An 18,547-nucleotide genomic window follows, 5' to 3' on the forward strand; every position below is an offset into this window, starting at 1 on the left:
GATGCGCGCCGGTCAACCCGGGAGACGAAAACCATGATGCCATCGGCACGTTTTGCCGACCTCGAAGGCGCTTCGGTGCTGATCACCGGCGGCGGCTCCGGCATTGGCGCGGCATTGACCGAGGGTTTCATGCGCCAGGGCGCCAAGGTCGCCTTCATCGACATCGCCGACAAGCCCAGCACCGCGCTTGCCGACCGCATCGAGAAAGAGCTCGGCCGCCGGCCGCTCTACCTCAAGTCCGATCTGCGCGACATCGAAGCGCTCCGGGCGTCTGCCGCGAAGGCGGCCGAAGCGCATGGCGACGTCACCGTGCTGGTCAACAATGCCGCCTGGGACGAACGCCACGCCGTCGAAGACGTGACGGTGGAGTTTTGGGACAACAACCAGGCGATCAACCTCAGACCGCATTTCTTCACCGCGCAGGCGGTGGCGCCGGGCATGAAGCGGGCCGGCGGCGGCTCGATCATCAATTTCACCTCGACCTCCTACCTGATCAACCACCCCGACATGCCGGCCTACACCGCCGCCAAGGCGGGCATACTCGGCCTCACCAAGGGTTTGGCCGGCAAGCTCGGGCCCGACCGTATCCGCGTCAACGCCGTCGCGCCCGGCTGGGTCATCACGGAACGGCAGCAGGAACGCTGGGTGACGGAGCAGGCGCTTGCCTCTCATGTCGCCAAGCAGTGCATCAAGGACGTCATGCGGCCGGACGATTTGGTCGGCACCGTGCTGTTCCTGGCCTCGGACGCCTCGCGCATGCTGACCGCGCAAATGCTGATCGTCGACGGAGGTTTCCTGTGAGCCCCGGGTTTGCCGGCCCCCGATTTGTCGGCAATGTGCCGGCGGTCGCGGCGCTCGATTGGGGCACGACCCGGCTTCGTGCCTGGCTGATCGACGGCGGCGGCAAGGTGCTTGCCGAGCGTCGCGGCGACGACGGACTGATCACCGCGCGCGAGAAGGGCTTTTCCCGGGTTCTCGAGGGTCATCTCGCCGCCATGGGCGCGCCGGAAACGCTGCCCGTCATCATCTGCGGCATGGCAGGCTCGCGCCAGGGCTGGCTCGAAGCGCCCTATGTCACCGTGCCGGCGCCGATCGGCGCCATCCTGGCCGGCGCGGCCCGCATCCCGGGGGAGAGCCGCGACATTCGTATCGTGCCCGGCCTTGCCCAACGCCTGGCCGATGCGCCAGACGTCATGCGCGGCGAGGAGACACAGCTTGCCGGCGCCGGTTTGCCGGCAAAGGGGCGTGAAATCGTCTGCATGCCGGGCACCCATTCGAAATGGGTTCTGGTCGAGGACGGCGCCGTTGCCGGCTTCGGCACATGGCCGACCGGCGAGCTGTTCTCGGTGCTGGCCGCGCATTCGATCCTGCGCCATTCGCTCGGCGAGCATCCCAAGCCGGTCGACCCGCAGAACCCTTTCTTCCGCCGCTGGTGTGGTGCGGCGTTGACCGAAGGTGGCGACGTCACCGCAAAACTGTTCTCGATCCGCGCCGCCGGTCTGCTCCAGGACATGAAGGCCGACGATGCCGCGGCCTGCCTGTCGGGCCTGCTGATCGGCGGCGAGATCGCCTCGGCGAGGCGCCGCCAGGCCGCGGGCGCCACATCGGTGGTGCTGATTGCCTCCGGCGCGCTTGCGGCGCTTTATCGGCAGGCGCTCGGCCTTGCCGGGCTTGGCGTGCGGACCGTCGACGCGGATGAGGCGGTGCGTGCCGGCCTGGTCGAGGCGGCGCGCGAAAACGGCATGATCGCCAGAACCGGAGTTGCCTGATGAACCAGACCGCTGCGTTCCCGAAGCTCAAGCGCGGGCTGGTCGCCATCCTGCGCGGCCTCAAGCCTGCCGAGGCGGTGGCGATCGGCCAGGCGGTCTTCGATGCCGGCATCGAGGCGATCGAGGTGCCGCTCAATTCACCCGATCCGTTCGCGTCCATCGCCGCCATCCTCAAGGCGCTGCCGCCGGCCGCGCTGGTCGGCGCCGGCACGGTGCTGACGCCGGCCGATGTCGATGGCTTGCACGAAGCCGGCGGCCGGCTGCTGGTCAGTCCCAACATCGATGCCGAGGTGATGGAACGCGCGCTGCAATACGGCATGGTCACCATGCCCGGCGTGTTCACGCCCACGGAGGCTTTCCTAGCGATCCGGCTCGGCGCCTCGGCGTTGAAATTCTTCCCGGCCAGCGTGCTCGGCGCGTCGGGCATTTCCGCCATCCGCGCGGTGCTGCCGGCTTCGACATTGGTCGGCGCGGTCGGCGGCGTCTCGGAGAAGGACTTTGTCGGCTACAAGGCTGCCGGCGTCACGGTTTTCGGGCTTGGTTCCAGCCTGTTCAAGCCGGGCATGAGCGTCGACGACGTGGCCGCGCGGGCCCAGGCGGCGGTGACGGCCTGGGACGCGGTGTTCGGCGGAGACGCAGGATGAGCGAAGCGATTGTTTCGGTTTTTTCCGACCATGTCTGCCAGCTCGGCGAGGGGCCGAGCTACGACCCCGCCACAGACACGCTCTACTGGTTCGACATAGTCAAGGGCCATCTCCTGGAAAAGCGCCTGTCCGGCGGCGCGGCCCAGGTGCACGAGCTTGGCCGGATGGCCAGCGCTATCGCCATCATCGACGACAAGCGCCAGCTGATCGCCACCGAAACCGGGCTTTTTGTCCGCGACGTCGCCACCGGCAGGATGACGCTGCACACACCTGTCGAGGCCGACAATCCGGTCACCCGTTCCAACGATTCCCGCGTCCATCCCTGCGGCGCCCTTTGGACCGGCACGATGGGCAAGGGCGAGGAGAAGGGCGCCGGCGCGATCTACTGGTTCTTCAAGGGCGAATTGCGCAAGCTGTTCTCCGACATCACCGTGTCGAACTCGATCTGTTTTTCCGCGGACGGCGCGCTCGCTTATTACACCGACACCTCGACCGGCCTGTTGATGCGCGTCGCTTGCGATCCGGCGACCGGCCTGCCGGCGGGCGAGCCGAAAGTGTTCGTTGATCACCGGTCGGCCAAGGGCTTCGTCGACGGCTCCGTGCTCGACCGCGACGGCATCCTGTGGAATGCCGTCTGGGGCGGCAAGGTGGTTAAGGGCTACGCCCCGGACGGCAAGCTGGTGCGCACGATCGCCATGCCGGTGACGCAGCCTTCCTGCCCGGCCTTTGTCGGCAAGAACGCCAGCCGGCTGGCGGTTACATCGGCCTGGCACGGCAAGGACGACAAGCAGCGTCAGCTCGACCCTCAGGCCGGCATGACCTTCCTCCTCGACATCGAGGTCAATGGCCGGTTCGAGCCGCGCGTGCTGATCGCCTAGGGCATCTCTATATTCAGGTGACGCCGGCCTTTTCGGCTCGGCCCGACTTGAGTCTCGGTACCCGATGCACCGCGTCTGACGGGATCATTCAGCCGGCTGTCACGCAGGCGTCCGGCCCGCGTCGGTTTCGCGAAAGCCTGGCGTCTTCGCCATGCGATGGTGTGGAATTGCACCATTGGGAATCATGTCATGTCCAGCCTAAGGCTGATCCTCGTCCACGAGCCGGAAAAGGCCTGCCTCGAGCGGCTCCTCGCCGATGGCCACCCGCCGGAGCGTGCCGCCGAAATCGCTTCTTACCTGGCGCAATCGACCGATCTCGCGCATGAGTTCGACGCCCTCGCTTCTGCCTTCAAACGACGCGATCTCGGCTTCGCGGCGGTGGAGCTGGACGATGCCGCCGATATGCTCGCCAAGGCCGACCCGGCGGCCACGCTGGTCTGGACGCTGACCGACGGCATCGCCTATTTCCGGGGCGGCGCGGCGCCTGCGCTTGCCAGGCTGAACGGCCTGAAGGCGATCGGCGCCGAGGATTCGCTGTTCGCGCTCTGCCAGGACAAGTTTCGCTCCGGCGCCGTGCTCGGCGCGCTCGGCCTGCCTGTGCCGCGGGCCGGCCTGGCGCGCAACGGACAATGGCTGGTCGAGCCGCCGGTTTCCGCCGCCGGCTGGTTCGTCAAGCCGAACCGGCTCGGCGCCAAGATCGGCATCTGGCCGGAGTCGCGCTGCGGCGATCTCGGCCACGCGCTGGAGCTTAGCCGGCGTGTTTTCGCCGCCTATCGCGACGACGTCGTCGTCCAGCCCTATGTCGCCGGCCGCAACGCGCGCGCCAGTTTCCTGGGTCTGACGCCGGACACCGGCGTCGAAGCGCTCGGCGTCGCCTTCGTCGAGTCCGGCGGCGATTTCCAGACCATGGAGGACAGCCTGGCGCTTTACGGCGAGACCGGCGAGGCGGCGAGGACAGCAGGGAAATACGCTGAGCCGCTGCTGCTTGCGGTCGCCGAAAGCCAGCCGGTCGCCGATGCAAAAGTCCGCGCGATCGCCGAACGGCTGATGAGCGGGCTCGGCCTGCGCGACGTGTTCTCCATCGATCTCCGCATCGAGCCCGACGACACCGTTCACCTCATAGAATTCGAAGTCTGCCCCGGCCTGCCCTGCTTCGATTTCCGCGCCTATTGCCGGTCGCAATGGAACCTGGAGCTCGCCGACGCCATGGCCGAAACCGCCGCCAGCCGGCTAATCGGGCCGAATCGTCGCGCCTAGAGCAATCCAACAAAAGTGTGTGCGGTTTTCCCCGCAAAAGCGCGTAGCGCTTTCCCTTGGGAATTGCGCAAAAACAAAGAGATAGAGCGGCTCGCCGCTTCCCGTGAAACGGTGAACTGCTCTAAGCGGCGCGACGGCAAATCCAACCTTACTCGGCGAAAATGGACGTCCGGCGGAATTATCCCTGCGGCATTCGCTCGAAGGTCTGCAACGATGGGTCGATCATGTCCCAGGCATGGCCGCGGATGGCATATGTGACCACCTGCGGATTGAACTGGCCGGGATCATCAAGGCTGGTCGCGTGGACCGCTATCAGGTCCGGCATCGCGACTTGCGTCAGGTAGACCGGCGTTCCACAGGTCGGGCAGAAGGCGTGGATCTTTTCGTTGCCGCTGTCGCCAGCCACCCGCCAGGTGTTCGCTTCGCCCGTTATCGTCACATCGGCTCGCCGGGGGAAGGTCAGATAGGAGCTGTGACCCGTGCCGCTTCGCTTCTGGCATTCGTGGCATTGGCAGTGGTTCTCGAAGATGGGTTCGCTGCTCGTTTCATAGCGGATCGCACCGCAGGCGCATCCGCCGGTGTAGCGTTTGGTCATTATCGTTTTCCCACAGTCGGATTTGCTGGTCAGGCCGATTTCGGCTTGGCGAAAATGTCGATGCCACTGCCGGTCTCCAGGAAGGATTTCATGCTGGACAGCACCGCCGGCCATCCCTGGCTGACGCCCTTCGCCATGCCGCTGCCGGCTTCGAGCTCGTCATGGCTGACGGTCAGCCGCACCATCGTGTCGTATTCCTCGATGGCGAACGTCACCCGGCTGTATTTCGACGCATCGTCGGCCTGCGAAGCGTTTGCCCAGGTCATCACGAGACGGGTCGGCGGCGAGATCTCGACGACCTTGCCGACCAGTTCGACGGTGCGCTCGTCATTGGCGCGGATATGTTCCCATTTCGATCCCGCCTTCCAGTCCGAGACGTTCTCGTGGCCCCAGTAACGCCGTGCGATGTCGGGCCTGGTTATGGCCTCGAACACTTTTTGCGGCGTCGAGCGGATGTAGGTCACGTAGACAAAGCTGGTCGTCTCTGCGGTCATTTGTCTTCTCCTTCGAGTTCCTGTTTCAGGTCATGCAGCAGGCTGAGCCGCTGGCGTTCGAATTTGCGCACCCAGCGCTCGTAGACCTCGTGCAGCGGCACGGGATTGATGAAATGCAGCTTCTCGCGGCCGCGTTTGACCGTGCTCACCAGATTGGCCGCCTCCAGCAGGTCGATGTGTTGGGTGGCGGATTGCCTGGCCATATCGAGATGTTCGCAAAGCTGGCCCAGCGTCTGCCCGTTCTTCTCGCACAGAAGATCAAGCAGCCTTCTGCGCGTCGGGTCGCCCAGCGCCTTGAAAACCTTGTCCGCGTCCATCGGGTTCACTCTGATGTGAAGCCATAATATGCAGGTAAATACCTGCATGTCAACCCGCGATCGGCCGGCATCAAAATTACCCCGTGTAAGGGCTGTTCGGACGCGATTGCTAAAGGGATTATGCGTCAGCCATGTCGTGGCCGTTGTCGAACGACTGTGCCGGTTGTCACTCAAAGACAACCGGTCGGGGCGCCGCCTGCTGGGCCAGGCTGCGGGATGTGAACCTCAGGACTCGTGCAAAGGCCGCGGCCGGCACTGATGCCGGCCGGGATAGCCTCAGACGCCCTTGACCAGCACGATCTCGCCGTCGGCGACCTTCTGGCGAATGGCGGCGGCGCGCTGGTATTCAGGTGAATGGTAGCAGTCATGCGCGGCGGCAAGCGTCTCGAACTCGATGACGACGTTGCGCGCGCGGCCGGCCCCTTCTGCCTTCTCATGCTCGCCGCCGCGCGCCAGGAATTTCGCGCCGAAGCGCTCGAAGGCCGGCTTGGCGGCGGCGACATAATCCTTGTAGCCTTCCGCGTCGCGCACATCGACGCGGGCGATCCAGTATCCCTTGGGCATCCCTCTTCTCCGAAGCCGTTCGTTGGAAATTATGCCGAGCGCATTTCGTCGAGGATGGCTTCAGCCGCCGCGCGTCTGTCCGCCGCGGCGACGATCGGGCGCCCGACGACCAGATGGCTGGAGCCGCTGCGGATGGCATCCGCCGGCGTCATCACGCGCTTCTGGTCGCCATGGTCGCTGCCGGCGGGGCGTATGCCTGGCGTTACCACCGCCATGTCGGGCCCGACGATGCGGCGCACCGCCTCTGTTTCCGCGGCCGAGCAGACGATGCCGCCCATGCCGGCATGCAGCGCCTGTTCCGCGCGCCTCAGCACCAGCGTGTGCGGGTCGTATTCGTAGCCCGCGTCGATCACGTCCTGTTCGTCCATCGAGGTCAGCACGGTGACGGCAAGCAGGCAAAGCTCGCTGCCTCTCGCCGCCTCGACCGCCGCCCGCATGGTCTTCGGGTAGGCATGCAGCGTCAGCATGGTCATGCCCATCTTGACGATGTTCTCGACCCCCTTGGCCACAGTGTTGTCGATGTCGAGCAGCTTCATGTCGAGAAAGATCTTCTTGCCCGCGCTGGCGAGCTCCCTGGCGAAATCGAGCCCGCCGGCGAAGGCGAGCTGATAGCCGATCTTGTAGAAGGAGACGACGCCGTCGAGTTCGCGGACCGCCTTCTCGGCCTCTTTCAAGCTCGGCACGTCGAGGCCGACGATCAGCCTTTCGCGCATTGTGTCGGTCTGCATGGCGTTGGCGATCACGGCTCGACCCGGGTCGACAGCATGCGCGAGGTTTCGATCAGCGTGCGGCATAGGTGCTCCATGGTTCGGTGCAGTCGTTCGTCCTTGAAACGCCCGTCCTCGTCGAAGGCGTTGCCGCCTTCCGGCACCGAGCATTCCGGCGTCACCACCTCCATCTGGCAACGCACCAGCACGGCGCGCAGATGATTGATGCAGCGTATCCCGGCGAAGTGTCCGCTGGAAGACGAACTAAGGCCGGCGACCTTGCCGGCAAACGGCCTCACCGCACGGCCGCCATCCCTGCGCACCCGGCTCACCCAGTCGATCGTGTTCTTGAGCAGCGGCGGAATGGAGCCGTTATACTCGGGCGTGGCGATCAGCAGCCCGTCATGGGCAATGATCATCCGGGCAAGTTTCAGGGCGTTTTCGGGAACGCCTTTTTCCTTCTCCAGATCCTCATCCATGATCGGCAAGGGATAGTCGCCAAGCGAGATGCGAGTGACCTCGGCGCCTTGCACCGCAAGTTCCTTCTGCGCCACGTCGGCGGTCCTGCCACTGAAGGCCCCGGCCCGGACCGAGCCGGCAAAGACGAGGATTTTTGGGATCACTGCCATTGGCCAACCTTGTTCCCGGACAGGTACAGCCAGAGCCCGCTCAAATCAATGCAGATCAGACAAAGCGTCATCCCCGGGCTTGCCCCGAGGATCTGCCAACGCATCCAAGTCAGACATTTTCGTCCCAATGCCCACCGCATCTGATACCGCTATGCGGCAGATCCTCGGGACAAGCCGCAGGATGACGACTTTCGAAGACATTCACGGTCGGCTTCGCAACCCCTAATGCGCCTCGCGCCGGTAGATCCACAGCTGCGTCGGCGGGATGTTGCGGATGATGAAGTCGAAATGCTTGACCGTATAGTCGCCGCGGCCGGGCGGGATCGGCGACATCGGGCCGTAGGTCAGCTGCACGATCGGCCGGCCGGCCGGAATGCGGTCAAGCAGGCTTTCGATATAGGCGATGCGCTGGGCGACCGGGAAGTTGAGCAGCGGCACGCCCGAGACCACCGAATCGAACATCATCCCGCTCTTGTCGCCAAGCGTGGCGTTGAGATTGAAGGCGTCGCCCTCGATGACGTTGACGCCGGGATAGAGCCGGCGCAGATGGCGCACGAAATCGGTGGAATATTCGACCGCGTAGAGGTTTTCAGGCTTCACGCCCTGGGCCAGTATGGCGCGGGTGATGACGCCGGTGCCGGGGCCGACCTCGAGCACGGGCAGGCCGGACTTCGGGTCGACGATCGAAGCCATCTTGCGAGCGGTGATGGAGCTGGTCGGCACGATCGAGCCGACCGTCTTCGGCTTGTCGATCCAGCCCTTGAAGAACTTCAGCTCGTCGTCGAACTTTTCGGCAAGCGCCTTCCGCAGTCCCGGACCACGTGTCATGCAAGCTCTCCTCAGCGCTCCCCTGAGAGCTACTTAACACCTAAGCCGCCCAAGGCAAGGCAGGGTCATGCCTATGTCGTGGATAAGATAGTTTTCGTCGCGTCTAAAAATGCGCGCCTACTGCGGTTTTCACGGCGCGTGTTGGCCGCCCGGCAGGTGAGGCGCAGCGCCGACACCGGCAAGGCAAGCCACACGCGCACAGGCCGTCGATCAACGCTCGCCGAACGACTCGAAAAAGTCCTTCATGCGGGCGAAAAAGCCGCTCGACTGGGGGGAATTGTCCTGTGAGGAGAGCTGTTCGAATTCCTCCAGCAGCTCGCGTTGGCGGCGCGACAGGTTCTGCGGCGTCTCGACCGCCGTCTGGATGTAGAGGTCGCCGACATTGGGCTGGCGCAGCACCGGCATGCCCTTGCCCTTGAGGCGGAACTGGCGGCCGTTCTGGGTGCCCTCCGGCACCTTCACCTTGGTCTGCGTTCCGTCCAGCGTCGTCACCTCGAACGAGCCGCCAAGGGCGGCAGTCGTCATCGAGATCGGCACCTTGCAGTAGAGGTCGGCGCCGTCGCGCTGGAAGAATTCGTGCGGCTTGACCGCGAGGAAGATGTAGAGGTCGCCCGACGGCCCGCCGCGCAAGCCGGCTTCGCCCTCATTGGCAAGCCGGATACGGGTGCCGTCCTCGATGCCGGCTGGGATGTTGACCGACAGCGACCGCTCCTCGGTGACGCGGCCCTGGCCGGCGCATTTCGGGCACGGATCCTTGATCGTCTGGCCGCGGCCCTGGCATTGCGGGCAGGTGCGCTCGATGGAGAAGAAGCCTTGCGTGGCGCGCACCTTGCCGTGGCCGTTGCACATCGAGCACGTGACCGGCTGGGTTCCGGGCTTGGCGCCGGTTCCCGAGCATTCCGAACAGGAGATCGAGGCCGGCACGCGGATCTGCGCGGTCTTGCCGGCAAAGGCCTCTTCCAGTGAGATTTCCATGTTGTAGCGCAGGTCGGCGCCGCGCTCGCGGCCGCCGGAAGAGCGGCGCTGGCGGCCACCCATCATGTCGCCGAAAATGTCCTCGAAAATGTCGGCGAAGCCGCCGGCGCCGAAGCCGTGTGCGCCGCCGTTCATGCCGCCCTGCTCGAAGGCCGCGTGACCGAAACGGTCATAGGCCGCGCGCTTCTGCGGATCCTTCAGCGTCTCGTAGGCTTCGTTGATTTCCTTGAACTTGTGCTCGCAGGCATGGTCGCCCGGATTGCGGTCGGGGTGGAACTGCATGGCGAGCTTGCGGAAAGCGCTCTTCAGTTCCTTGTCGTCGGCACCCTTGTGCACGCCCAGCGTTTCGTAGAAATCAGCTTTCATTTTTTCCCGCTGTCCGGATGCTCAACGTCTTCATGCAGTGTTGCGTCGTTTGCCGGCACGTTGCCACGATTTAGGATCGGCGCAGCCCGGATGCTAGGGCCGGCGCGGAGCTGTTCGTGCTTTTCGACGATTTTTTCCGCACTTTTTCTGCCAGGGTTGCAAAAAAGCCCGGCTTTGCGCCGGGCTTTCCGCTTTATCTTGCCGTCAGCCGGTTCAGGCCGACTTCTTCTTGTCGTCGTCCTCGTCGATTTCCTCGAAATCGGCATCGACCACATCCGAGTCCTTGGCGGCGTCCGCCTTGGCGTCGGCTTCCGCCGCTTCCTTCTGCGAGGCCTCGTACATGGCCTGGCCGAGCTTCATCGAAGCCTCCGCGAGCGCTTGGCTCTTGGCTTCGATTTCCGCTGCGTCGTCACCCTCGGTAGCGGTCTTCAGCGCCGCGATCGCGTCCGATATCGCCGTGCGGTCGGCTTCCGAGACCTTGTCGCCATATTCCTTCAGCGACTTCTCCGAGGAATGCACCAGCGCCTCGGCCTGGTTGCGGGCCTCGACCAGCGCGCGCCGCTTCTTGTCGGCGTCGGCATTGGCTTCGGCATCCTTCACCATCTTCTCGATGTCGGCGTCCGAAAGGCCACCCGAGGCCTGGATGCGGATTTGGTGCTCCTTGCCGGTGCCCTTGTCCTTGGCCGAAACATTGACGATACCGTTGGCGTCGATGTCGAAGGTGACCTCGATCTGCGGCACGCCGCGCGGGGCCGGCGGAATGCCGACCAGGTCGAACTGGCCGAGCGCCTTGTTGTCGGCGGCCATTTCGCGCTCGCCCTGGAAGACCCGGATGGTCACGGCCGACTGCGAATCCTCAGCCGTCGAGAACACCTGGCTCTTCTTCGTTGGAATCGTCGTGTTGCGCTCGATAAGCCGGGTGAACACGCCGCCCAGCGTCTCGATGCCGAGCGACAGCGGGGTCACGTCGAGCAGCAGCACGTCCTTGACATCGCCCTGCAGCACGCCGGCCTGGATGGCGGCGCCGAGTGCGACGACCTCATCGGGGTTGACGCCCTTGTGCGGCTCCTTGCCGAAGAACTGCTTCACGATTTCCTGGATCTTGGGCATGCGGGTCATGCCGCCGACCAGCACCACTTCGTCGATCTCGCCCGCCTTCAGGCCGGCATCCTTGAGCGCCGCCTTGCACGGGTCGATGGTGCGCTGGACGAGGTCTTCGACCAGGCTTTCGAACTTGGCGCGCGTCAGCTTCAGCGTCAGGTGCTTGGGCCCGGTGGCGTCGGCGGTGATGAACGGCAGGTTGATCTCGGTCTGCGTCGTCGACGACAGCTCGATCTTGGCCTTCTCGGCAGCCTCCTTGAGGCGCTGCAAGGCAAGCTTGTCGTTCTTCAGGTCGATGCCCTGTTCCTTCTTGAACTCGGCCGCCAGATACTCGACGAGGCGCATGTCGAAATCCTCGCCGCCGAGGAAGGTGTCGCCATTGGTCGACTTCACCTCGAACACGCCGTCACCGATCTCGAGCACCGAAATGTCGAACGTGCCGCCGCCAAGGTCATAGACGGCGATGGTCTTGCCGTCCTTCTTGTCGAGGCCGTAGGCGAGGGCAGCCGCGGTCGGCTCGTTGATGATGCGCAGCACTTCGAGGCCGGCGATCTTGCCGGCGTCCTTGGTCGCCTGGCGCTGGGCGTCATTGAAATAGGCGGGAACGGTGATGACCGCCTTCTCGACCTTCTCGCCGAGATAGGCTTCCGCCGTTTCCTTCATCTTCTGCAGGATCATGGCCGAGATCTGGCTGGGCGACTGCTTCTTGCCGCCGGCCTCGACCCAGGCATCGCCATTGTCGCCCTTGACGATCTTGTAGGGGACAAGCTTCTTGTCCTTTTCCGTCACCGGATCGTCATAGCGGCGGCCGATCAGGCGCTTGACCGCGAAGATGGTGTTTTCAGGATTGGTGACCGCCTGGCGCTTGGCCGGCTGGCCGACGAGACGTTCGCCGTCGCCCGAGATGGCGACGATGGAAGGCGTCGTGCGCGCGCCTTCCGCATTCTCGATCACCTTCGGCTCCTTGCCGTCCATGATGGCGATGCAGGAGTTGGTGGTGCCGAGATCGATACCGATTACTTTTGCCATTTTTCTAGTCTCTCCGCTAAGCAGGCTCTCAGGACCCGTAAGGCGTTCCGACGAAAGCCCCTGTTCACAAGAAATCCCGTTCGGCAACCGCTGTTGCGGCGCTGGACGGCTTGGCGCGTATATAAGAACAGGCGGCATCGGGCGCAAGCATTCTGCGCAAGGCTTCCACCATCCTCGACAGCGGATGGCGAAACGGCCCGATTACGCCTGCGCCCGAGGCATCGCGTCCGCCCGCTTCGCGGCGTCTGAAAGAATAGCCGGGCCCCACAGTGAACCTTTCCGCCTCCGCGTGCGACTGACGCTCAGGCGCCGCATGATGCGGCCACGGGAAAGGGAGCCACCATGACCAGCACCCCAGGGACGCCATGGCCTCCCCGACCAACAGGAGCTCGGCGCGACCATCGTCTTCGCGACAGGGTCGATGCGCTTGGCTTTCCGCTGGTTCCGTTGACCCTGCACAGGAGCAGGCGTATCGTAATTATGAGGAAAGCAGACAATTCGATCGGGGACGAACGTGCTGGAACGCCGCGCCTTGCGCTGGTTTGCGCGGCAGGATCGGTTGGTTCTCCCTTAGACTTCGGGGGGAGTTCCATGTCTCGCGATCACCGCCGGTTCGCGCCCTCTCGTGCCGGCCGTTTGGGCGGCGTGGCGAAGGCCGCCAGCGCCTTTCTTGTCCTGGCGCTGACCGCCGGCCTATGGCTTGGCGGCCCCGCGCGGGCGCAGGAAACCCGGATCATCTATCCCGGCTCGATGGCGGTCACCGGATTTTCCGGCACCGTCATTCCCGATTTCGACTCTTCAGATTCCGAAAAGGGGGGCCTGCCGCCCGGCGTCGATCCGATTGACGAGACCTTCATCGACACGGCGCGCGCCACCTTGCGCGTTTTCGACGTTTCAAGCCTGGGCGGGCCGGCCTCCGGCCAGCTCGTCTACACGCCGCCGCCTTTCGAGGTGACATCAGGCCAGATCGGCCAGGTGTTCGGCCTCACTTATGATGACGGCATGCGCGATGGCGCCCCGTCAGGCGTTCCCAATCTCTATGCCGGCGCCACCTCGCTGCACGGCATCCGCATCGTCACGCCTGACGCCGACGATGACGGCCGTCCGGAGCGGCAGCACCGCGGCATGGCAGGCGCTGCCTTCATGGAGGGCCAGTTCGGCACCGAGAACGGCGGCCGGCCGGGCACCATCTGGAAGGTCGACGGCATCACCGGCCAGGTCGCCAAATTCGCCGACATCGACACCAACAGCGGGCCCGGCATCGGCAATCTCACCTTCGACCCCATCCACCGCCAAGTCTTCGCCTCCGACCTCGATACCGGTCTGATCCATCGCATCGACGCCAATGGCGCGCTGGTCGACACGTTCGACCATGGCGTCGCCGGGCGCCCGGCGCATGGCCTGGCTCCGGTCACCGACGATGGCGCCGTCATGGACATACAGGGCGCGGCCTTCGACACGGAAGACCCCGAGACCTGGGGCTACACCCAGGACGAGCGCCGTGTCTGGGCCGTCGCCTATCATGGCGGCCGGCTCTATTATTCCGTCGGCGAGAAGGCCGAGATCTGGTCGGTGGGCATTGCCCGCGACGGCCGCTTCGCCGGCGATCCCCGTTGGGAGCTGACGGTCAAGGCCGACAAGGACTACGCCGTCACCGACATCGCCTTCGACGATAGCGGCTTCATGTACCTGGCCCAGCGCGGCCCGGTCGAGAACCGCTACGACTACAGCCAGCTCGCCGATTCCGGCAAGGGCGAGGTCATCCGCTACTTCAGCGAAAACCCGGACGATCCGGCAACGGAATCGGTCTGGGTGGAAGCGCCGCAGGAATATGCCGTCGGCTTCCCGCAAGGTTTCAGGCAGTCGGCCGGCGGGCTGGACCTGCAATATGGCTACGACGCCGAGGGCGATCTCGACACGTCGGCCTGCACCCGGACGCTGGTCAACACCGGCGATAAATTGCGCGACAATCCGGCTCTTGCCGAGCGGCTCGCCGCTGGCGGGCCGCTCGCCGTGCATGGCGTGCAGATCACGCCCAGGGAGCTGGTCAAGCCGGCCAATGTGCCGCCTTTCGGCTCCCGGTTCGTCGACTTCGACGGCTATTTCGAGGACCCGGAAGTGGAAGGCCATGTCGGCGACGTCGCCGTCTGGCATCCCTGCGAGGGCCGCGCCGGCTATTATGAGGAAATCCCGGGCGGCTATCTGCCACCGTTCTATCCGCCGGACTTCCAACCGCCCGGCAACCTGCCCCCTTGTCTCGATGTCGACGATGTCAGGTATTTCTGCACACCGCGCGGGCTCGAGGCGGACCTTTATCTCCATGACCATGCCGGCCTCGGGGGCGATTCGATCAAAGCCCAATCCAGGACGCCAGGCGTCGGGGTGACCTCGCCCATGTCGCATGTGCCTGGCAAGCCATACACGATCGGCATCACCGGCCACGATCCGGGCGACACGGTCGATGTCGGACTCTGCTTCTACAGGAAGTCCGACAAGGACAAGGGCGGCTACTACCCTTGCTGCAAGATGACCTTGCCGCTCAGAACGCCAGCCGTCAGCTGCGACCGTTGAGGAGGGGACGATGAACAATCTCGCACTCTCCCTGCTTGGCGTCGCCGACAAGGCAACGGTCAAGAACACGAGGCGCCTGTCTTTTGCCAGGCGCGCTGCGCGCTGGCTGGTGGCGGCCGGTATCGCGGTCGCCATGCTGCCGGCGCTGCCGGCACTTGCCGAAGACACGGCTCCGGCCAAGACCGTCCAGGCCGCCAGCCCGGATAAGGAATTCAAGCTCGACAATCTGCGCATCATCAATCCGGAGCCCGGACGAGCCGTGCCGTTCTTCACCAAGACCGGCGGCCAGCGAAGCTGCGACTATGTCTTCTACACGTTGAGCTTCGGCCTGCGCGGCGCCCCGCAAGGCTTCGCCAGCCCGAGCCTGGCGGCTTCGCTGCGCAGGGTCCGGCTCGACTTCAAGGACCAGCTCCCGCCTGGCTTGCAGATCGTCGACATGCAGGTCTCCGGTGACGGCACCGATGCGTCGGGCGGACCTCTGCCTGGCGCCGTCATCAGCAATTCGGCCGGCCCCAACGACACGGCAACGGTTTCGGATTTCCGGATTTCCGCTTCCGACCTCGACGGCTCGGGCGCACTGGGCGAACGCGTCATCACTTTCCGCATCACCGCCCGGATCGACCACGCGGCGTTCCCCGCGCCGGCGACGGTCGACAATCAGGGCCTGGTCAAAGTCACCGTCGGCACCGGCACGGGAACCATCATCCCGTCGCAGGATCCCGGCAAGCCGGACGACGGCAATTTTCTCACCGGCGAAAAAACCTCGATCCGGATCGACCTGACCAAGTGCAATCCGCCACCACCGCCGCCTCCGGGCAAGGAATGCTTCAAGGTGGAGCGCGGCACGGTCGACTGCGTGCCCGGCGGCGGCGCGTTCATCTACCATATGCCTGTCGGCCCCGAGATGGGCGGCAGGTGGGTGCAGCTTTCGACCGCCACGCCAGGCATCACCATCGTCCCCGACACACAGAAGGTGCCGGCCGGCGGCGGTGTGCTGAACTGGAAGATCGTCGGCGCCTCGCCCGGCGACGTCATCCACCTCGTCGTCACCGGCATCGAGACCTATGCCGGGCCGAAAGAGGGTTGGGGGCTCTGCTGCACGCAGACCAACGACATCGTCATCCCGCGCGACCAGAGATGTCCGCCCAAGGACAGGGAACCGGACCTGAAGGTCGAGAAACGCGCCGATGTCACGCGCTGCACGATGGGCGGCGGCTGCGACTTCAGCATCCGGGTCACCAATGTCGGCGACGCGCCCTACAACGGCAAGATCGTGCTCGACGAGGTGACGCTGCCGGCGGGCTCGACGCTCGATTCGGGACCCAATCCGCCCTGGACCTGTGTGCCCCGCGCCACCCCGATGATGTGCACCCATCCGGTGACCACGCTCAATCCGGGGGCTTTCATCGACCTGGAGTTCGGCTTCAAGCCGGCTGGCGGCTGGCAAGGCAGCAGCTTGCGCAACTGTGCCACCTATAACTATGCCGCCAGCGGCAAGCCGCTGTTCGGCAGCCAGGCCAACGACCGTGGCTGCGCCTCGATCCCGATCTGCCGGCGTGGCGATCGCGATCGCGACTGCCGGCCGCCGGTCGAGAAGAAGGCCGACCTGATCCTGAAAAAGCGTGCCCGCGCGGAAGCCTGCACCGCCGATGGCGTGTGCAGCTTCGTCATCGACATCATCAACAACGGCACCTCGACCTATAATGGGCCGCTGACCGTGGTCGACACCTATCCCGGGGGCGCGCCGGCCTCCTCGACCTTTGGCCCGAGCCCACCCTGGACATGCGGTCCGAACGGCCCCGGCCAGTTCCGTTGCGACAATGCCGGCATCTCGCTGCCGCCGGGCGCTTTGACGGCGATCGTCGTCAAGGCGGTGGTGCCGGCCGGCTACCGATCGGACACGGTCGAGAATTGCGCCGAGGTGAAACCGATCCCCGGCGAAACCGACCTCACCAACAACCGGGCCTGCGCCAAGCAACGCATCCCTCGTCCCAATGGCGGCCAGCCTGTCCTGCGTATCACCAAGACATGCGGCGGTTCGCTGGCGGGTGCCGCTTTCGTCTCCTGCCGCATCACCGTCAGCAATGCCGGCACGGCTGCCCCCACCGGTCCGGTGCGGGTCAACGATGCCGCCACTTTGGTGGCGGGCGGCGCGCCCGTCCAGATCCAGACCGTCACATCAGACGGCGCGGAATGGGCATGCGGGCCGGTTCCGGCCGACACGCTGGCGTGCCAGATTCCAGGCGCCGTCATGACACCCGGAACCAGCAGGCACTTCGACGTGACGGTTTCGGCCAACGGCGAGTTCGAGAATTGCGCGCGGGGCTCCTACGGCCCGGCGCAGGGCGAGGACGTCGTCCATCCGGTCGGCCGGGCCTGCGCCAAGGGCGGCGGGGTCTCGTCCATCCGCGTCGAGAAGACCGGCGACCGCGAGTGCCGGCCCGGAGAACCCTGCTCGTTCGAGATCACCATCACCAACGACGGCTCGGCGGAATTTTCCGGCCCTGTCCGCATCGGCGATGCGATCGGCGTCGAAGGCCTCGGCCGGCTGGAAGGCGTCGCGATCACCTCGATCGAGCCGGCCTTCGGCTGCTCGCCGGAACCGGCGGCCTTGCCTGCGTCCTGCATCGCAGACCTGACGCTTGGCGCTGGCGAAAGCCGCGTCCACCACGTCACCGTGGTCATCCCCGACGACGGCCGCCTGGCCAATCTGCAAGGCAGCGTCAACGGCCAGAACTGCGTCGGCGTGCTCTCTCCCGACACGCGGGTGCAGGGCGGCGGAGATGTGCTTTCCCGCGACCAGGCCAATACCCAGGGCAATCGCGACAAGGCCTATGCCTGCCATCCCTTCGCCATCAGGCATGAGACGAAGAAGGAATGCTCGGCAGGCTTCGTCATGAACGACGCCGGCCGGTGCGTCTGCCCGCAAGGCACCACCTATCGCAACGGCCAGTGCTCGTCCGGCGGCGTCATCATCCCGCCGAAGGAGCCAAAGCGTTGCGTGCTGCTCAAGGGCCAGGTCCGCACAGAGGACGGACGCTGCGTCTGTCCGCGCGGGACCGAGTTGGAGAATGGCGCCTGCGTCACGATATCCAGGCCGGGCTGCGCGATACCGGGCTCGGTGCCGACATCGAACGGCCATGGCTGCACCTGTCCCAGGGGCACGCATCTCGACCGGGATGCCAACGCCTGCGTACGCGACAGGCCGAAGCCTGAGCAGTGCACCATCCGTGGTCAGGTCCACGGCGCGGAAGGCGAATGCGTCTGCCCACGAGGGACCGAACTGCGCAAGGGAGCCTGCCGGGCTCTCCAGCCGGAGCCTGAGCAATGCACCATCCGCGGCCAGGTCCACGACGCCAATGGCGACTGCGTCTGCCCGAGGGGGACCGAGCTGCGCAATGGAGTGTGCCGGCGCAAGCAGCCCGATGTGGAGCAGTGCGACATTCGCGGCCAGATCCACAACAAGCGCGGCGAGTGCGTCTGTCCGCGTGGAACCCAGGTGATCGACGGCGCATGCCGCCGGTCCAGGCAAGAGAGCGAATGCGCGCCGGGCTCGCAAATGGTCAACGGCCAGTGCCAGCCGATCTTCAGGCGGCGTTGCCCGGAAGGCATGATCGGCCGTTATCCAAACTGCAGGCCGGTGCGCGGGCTGCCCTCGCTGGAACTCAACCCGGGACTGCTGCTGCAGCAGGTTCTGCCACGGCGCAGGCCGCAGTCCGAACAGCGGCAGGATACGGCTCCAAACAGAATCCTGGATCTCCAGCAGCAGTAACCATCGCCTGAAGGCACATCGGAAACCCCGCCGGAGCAATCCGGCGGGGTT

The 18,547-nt window shown here is 65.3% G+C and carries 16 protein-coding genes; 7 read left to right on the forward strand and 9 right to left on the reverse strand.

Going from position 1 to position 18,547, the window contains the following annotated elements; genetic code table 11:
* Positions 1-33: 33 nt before the first annotated feature.
* From FJ979_RS18555 to FJ979_RS18575, 5 genes are all read left to right on the forward strand, one after another.
* Positions 34-801, forward strand: coding sequence for an SDR family oxidoreductase (locus FJ979_RS18555; RefSeq protein WP_140491653.1), 768 nt, complete (start codon positions 34-36; stop codon positions 799-801).
* Positions 798-1,769, forward strand: a complete 972-nt coding sequence (locus FJ979_RS18560) for a 2-dehydro-3-deoxygalactonokinase (protein WP_140491651.1) — start codon at positions 798-800, stop codon at positions 1,767-1,769. The genes FJ979_RS18555 and FJ979_RS18560 overlap by 4 nt, the downstream gene beginning before the upstream one ends.
* Complete coding sequence (locus FJ979_RS18565; RefSeq protein ID WP_140582718.1) at positions 1,769-2,413, forward strand: 2-dehydro-3-deoxy-6-phosphogalactonate aldolase; 645 nt, start codon at positions 1,769-1,771, stop codon at positions 2,411-2,413. Before FJ979_RS18560 ends, FJ979_RS18565 begins: the two co-directional genes overlap by 1 nt.
* The gene (locus FJ979_RS18570) at positions 2,410-3,291 is read left to right on the forward strand and encodes an SMP-30/gluconolactonase/LRE family protein (RefSeq protein ID WP_140491648.1); all 882 of its coding nucleotides are present in this window, start codon (positions 2,410-2,412) and stop codon (positions 3,289-3,291) included. The genes FJ979_RS18565 and FJ979_RS18570 overlap by 4 nt, the downstream gene beginning before the upstream one ends.
* Positions 3,292-3,480: 189 nt before the next feature.
* The gene (locus tag FJ979_RS18575; protein ID WP_140524323.1) at positions 3,481-4,548 is read left to right on the forward strand and encodes a D-alanine:D-lactate ligase-like protein; all 1,068 of its coding nucleotides are present in this window, start codon (positions 3,481-3,483) and stop codon (positions 4,546-4,548) included.
* A gap of 178 nt (positions 4,549-4,726) precedes the next feature.
* Here FJ979_RS18575 and FJ979_RS18580 read toward each other — a convergent pair whose 3' ends face one another.
* The 9 genes from FJ979_RS18580 to dnaK form a co-directional block, all read right to left on the reverse strand.
* A complete protein-coding gene (locus tag FJ979_RS18580) occupies positions 4,727-5,143 on the reverse strand; it encodes a GFA family protein (protein ID WP_140563752.1) in 417 nt (138 codons plus the stop codon).
* 29 nt (positions 5,144-5,172) lie between these two features.
* Complete coding sequence (locus FJ979_RS18585) at positions 5,173-5,637, reverse strand: SRPBCC family protein (protein WP_140582720.1); 465 nt, start codon at positions 5,635-5,637, stop codon at positions 5,173-5,175.
* Entirely contained in the window at positions 5,634-5,954 is a 321-nt protein-coding gene (locus FJ979_RS18590; protein ID WP_140491640.1) for a helix-turn-helix domain-containing protein, read from the reverse strand. Before FJ979_RS18590 ends, FJ979_RS18585 begins: the two co-directional genes overlap by 4 nt.
* Before the next feature lie 276 nt (positions 5,955-6,230).
* The gene (locus FJ979_RS18595) at positions 6,231-6,518 is read right to left on the reverse strand and encodes a DUF1330 domain-containing protein (protein WP_140582722.1); all 288 of its coding nucleotides are present in this window, start codon (positions 6,516-6,518) and stop codon (positions 6,231-6,233) included.
* A 29-nt stretch (positions 6,519-6,547) separates the two neighbouring features.
* A complete protein-coding gene (gene pyrF / locus FJ979_RS18600; RefSeq protein ID WP_181165186.1) occupies positions 6,548-7,261 on the reverse strand; it encodes an orotidine-5'-phosphate decarboxylase in 714 nt (237 codons plus the stop codon).
* Positions 7,258-7,854, reverse strand: a complete 597-nt coding sequence (locus FJ979_RS18605; protein WP_140582725.1) for an NADPH-dependent FMN reductase — start codon at positions 7,852-7,854, stop codon at positions 7,258-7,260. The genes pyrF and FJ979_RS18605 overlap by 4 nt, the downstream gene beginning before the upstream one ends.
* Positions 7,855-8,076: 222 nt before the next feature.
* Positions 8,077-8,682, reverse strand: coding sequence for a phospholipid N-methyltransferase PmtA (gene pmtA / locus FJ979_RS18610; RefSeq protein WP_140582727.1), 606 nt, complete (start codon positions 8,680-8,682; stop codon positions 8,077-8,079).
* Positions 8,683-8,892: 210 nt separating this feature from the next.
* Entirely contained in the window at positions 8,893-10,023 is a 1,131-nt protein-coding gene (gene dnaJ, locus FJ979_RS18615; RefSeq protein WP_140491627.1) for a molecular chaperone DnaJ, read from the reverse strand.
* A gap of 213 nt (positions 10,024-10,236) precedes the next feature.
* Positions 10,237-12,153 carry a molecular chaperone DnaK gene (dnaK, locus tag FJ979_RS18620; RefSeq protein WP_140514198.1) on the reverse strand — a complete coding sequence of 639 codons (1,917 nt, stop codon included), beginning with the start codon at positions 12,151-12,153 and terminating at the stop codon, positions 10,237-10,239.
* Between the two features lie 342 nt (positions 12,154-12,495).
* On the opposite strand from dnaK, the gene FJ979_RS18625 reads away from it, so the two are divergent.
* Positions 12,496-14,724: a hypothetical protein gene (locus FJ979_RS18625; protein WP_140582730.1), complete on the forward strand. Its 2,229-nt coding sequence runs from the start codon at positions 12,496-12,498 to the stop codon at positions 14,722-14,724.
* A 10-nt stretch (positions 14,725-14,734) separates the two neighbouring features.
* The gene (locus FJ979_RS18630; protein WP_140582733.1) at positions 14,735-18,496 is read left to right on the forward strand and encodes a hypothetical protein; all 3,762 of its coding nucleotides are present in this window, start codon (positions 14,735-14,737) and stop codon (positions 18,494-18,496) included.
* The last annotated feature ends 51 nt before the right edge of the window (positions 18,497-18,547 follow it).

It is taken from the genome of Mesorhizobium sp. B1-1-6 (assembly GCF_006443035.1).
Classification (GTDB): Bacteria; Pseudomonadota; Alphaproteobacteria; order Rhizobiales; family Rhizobiaceae; genus Mesorhizobium.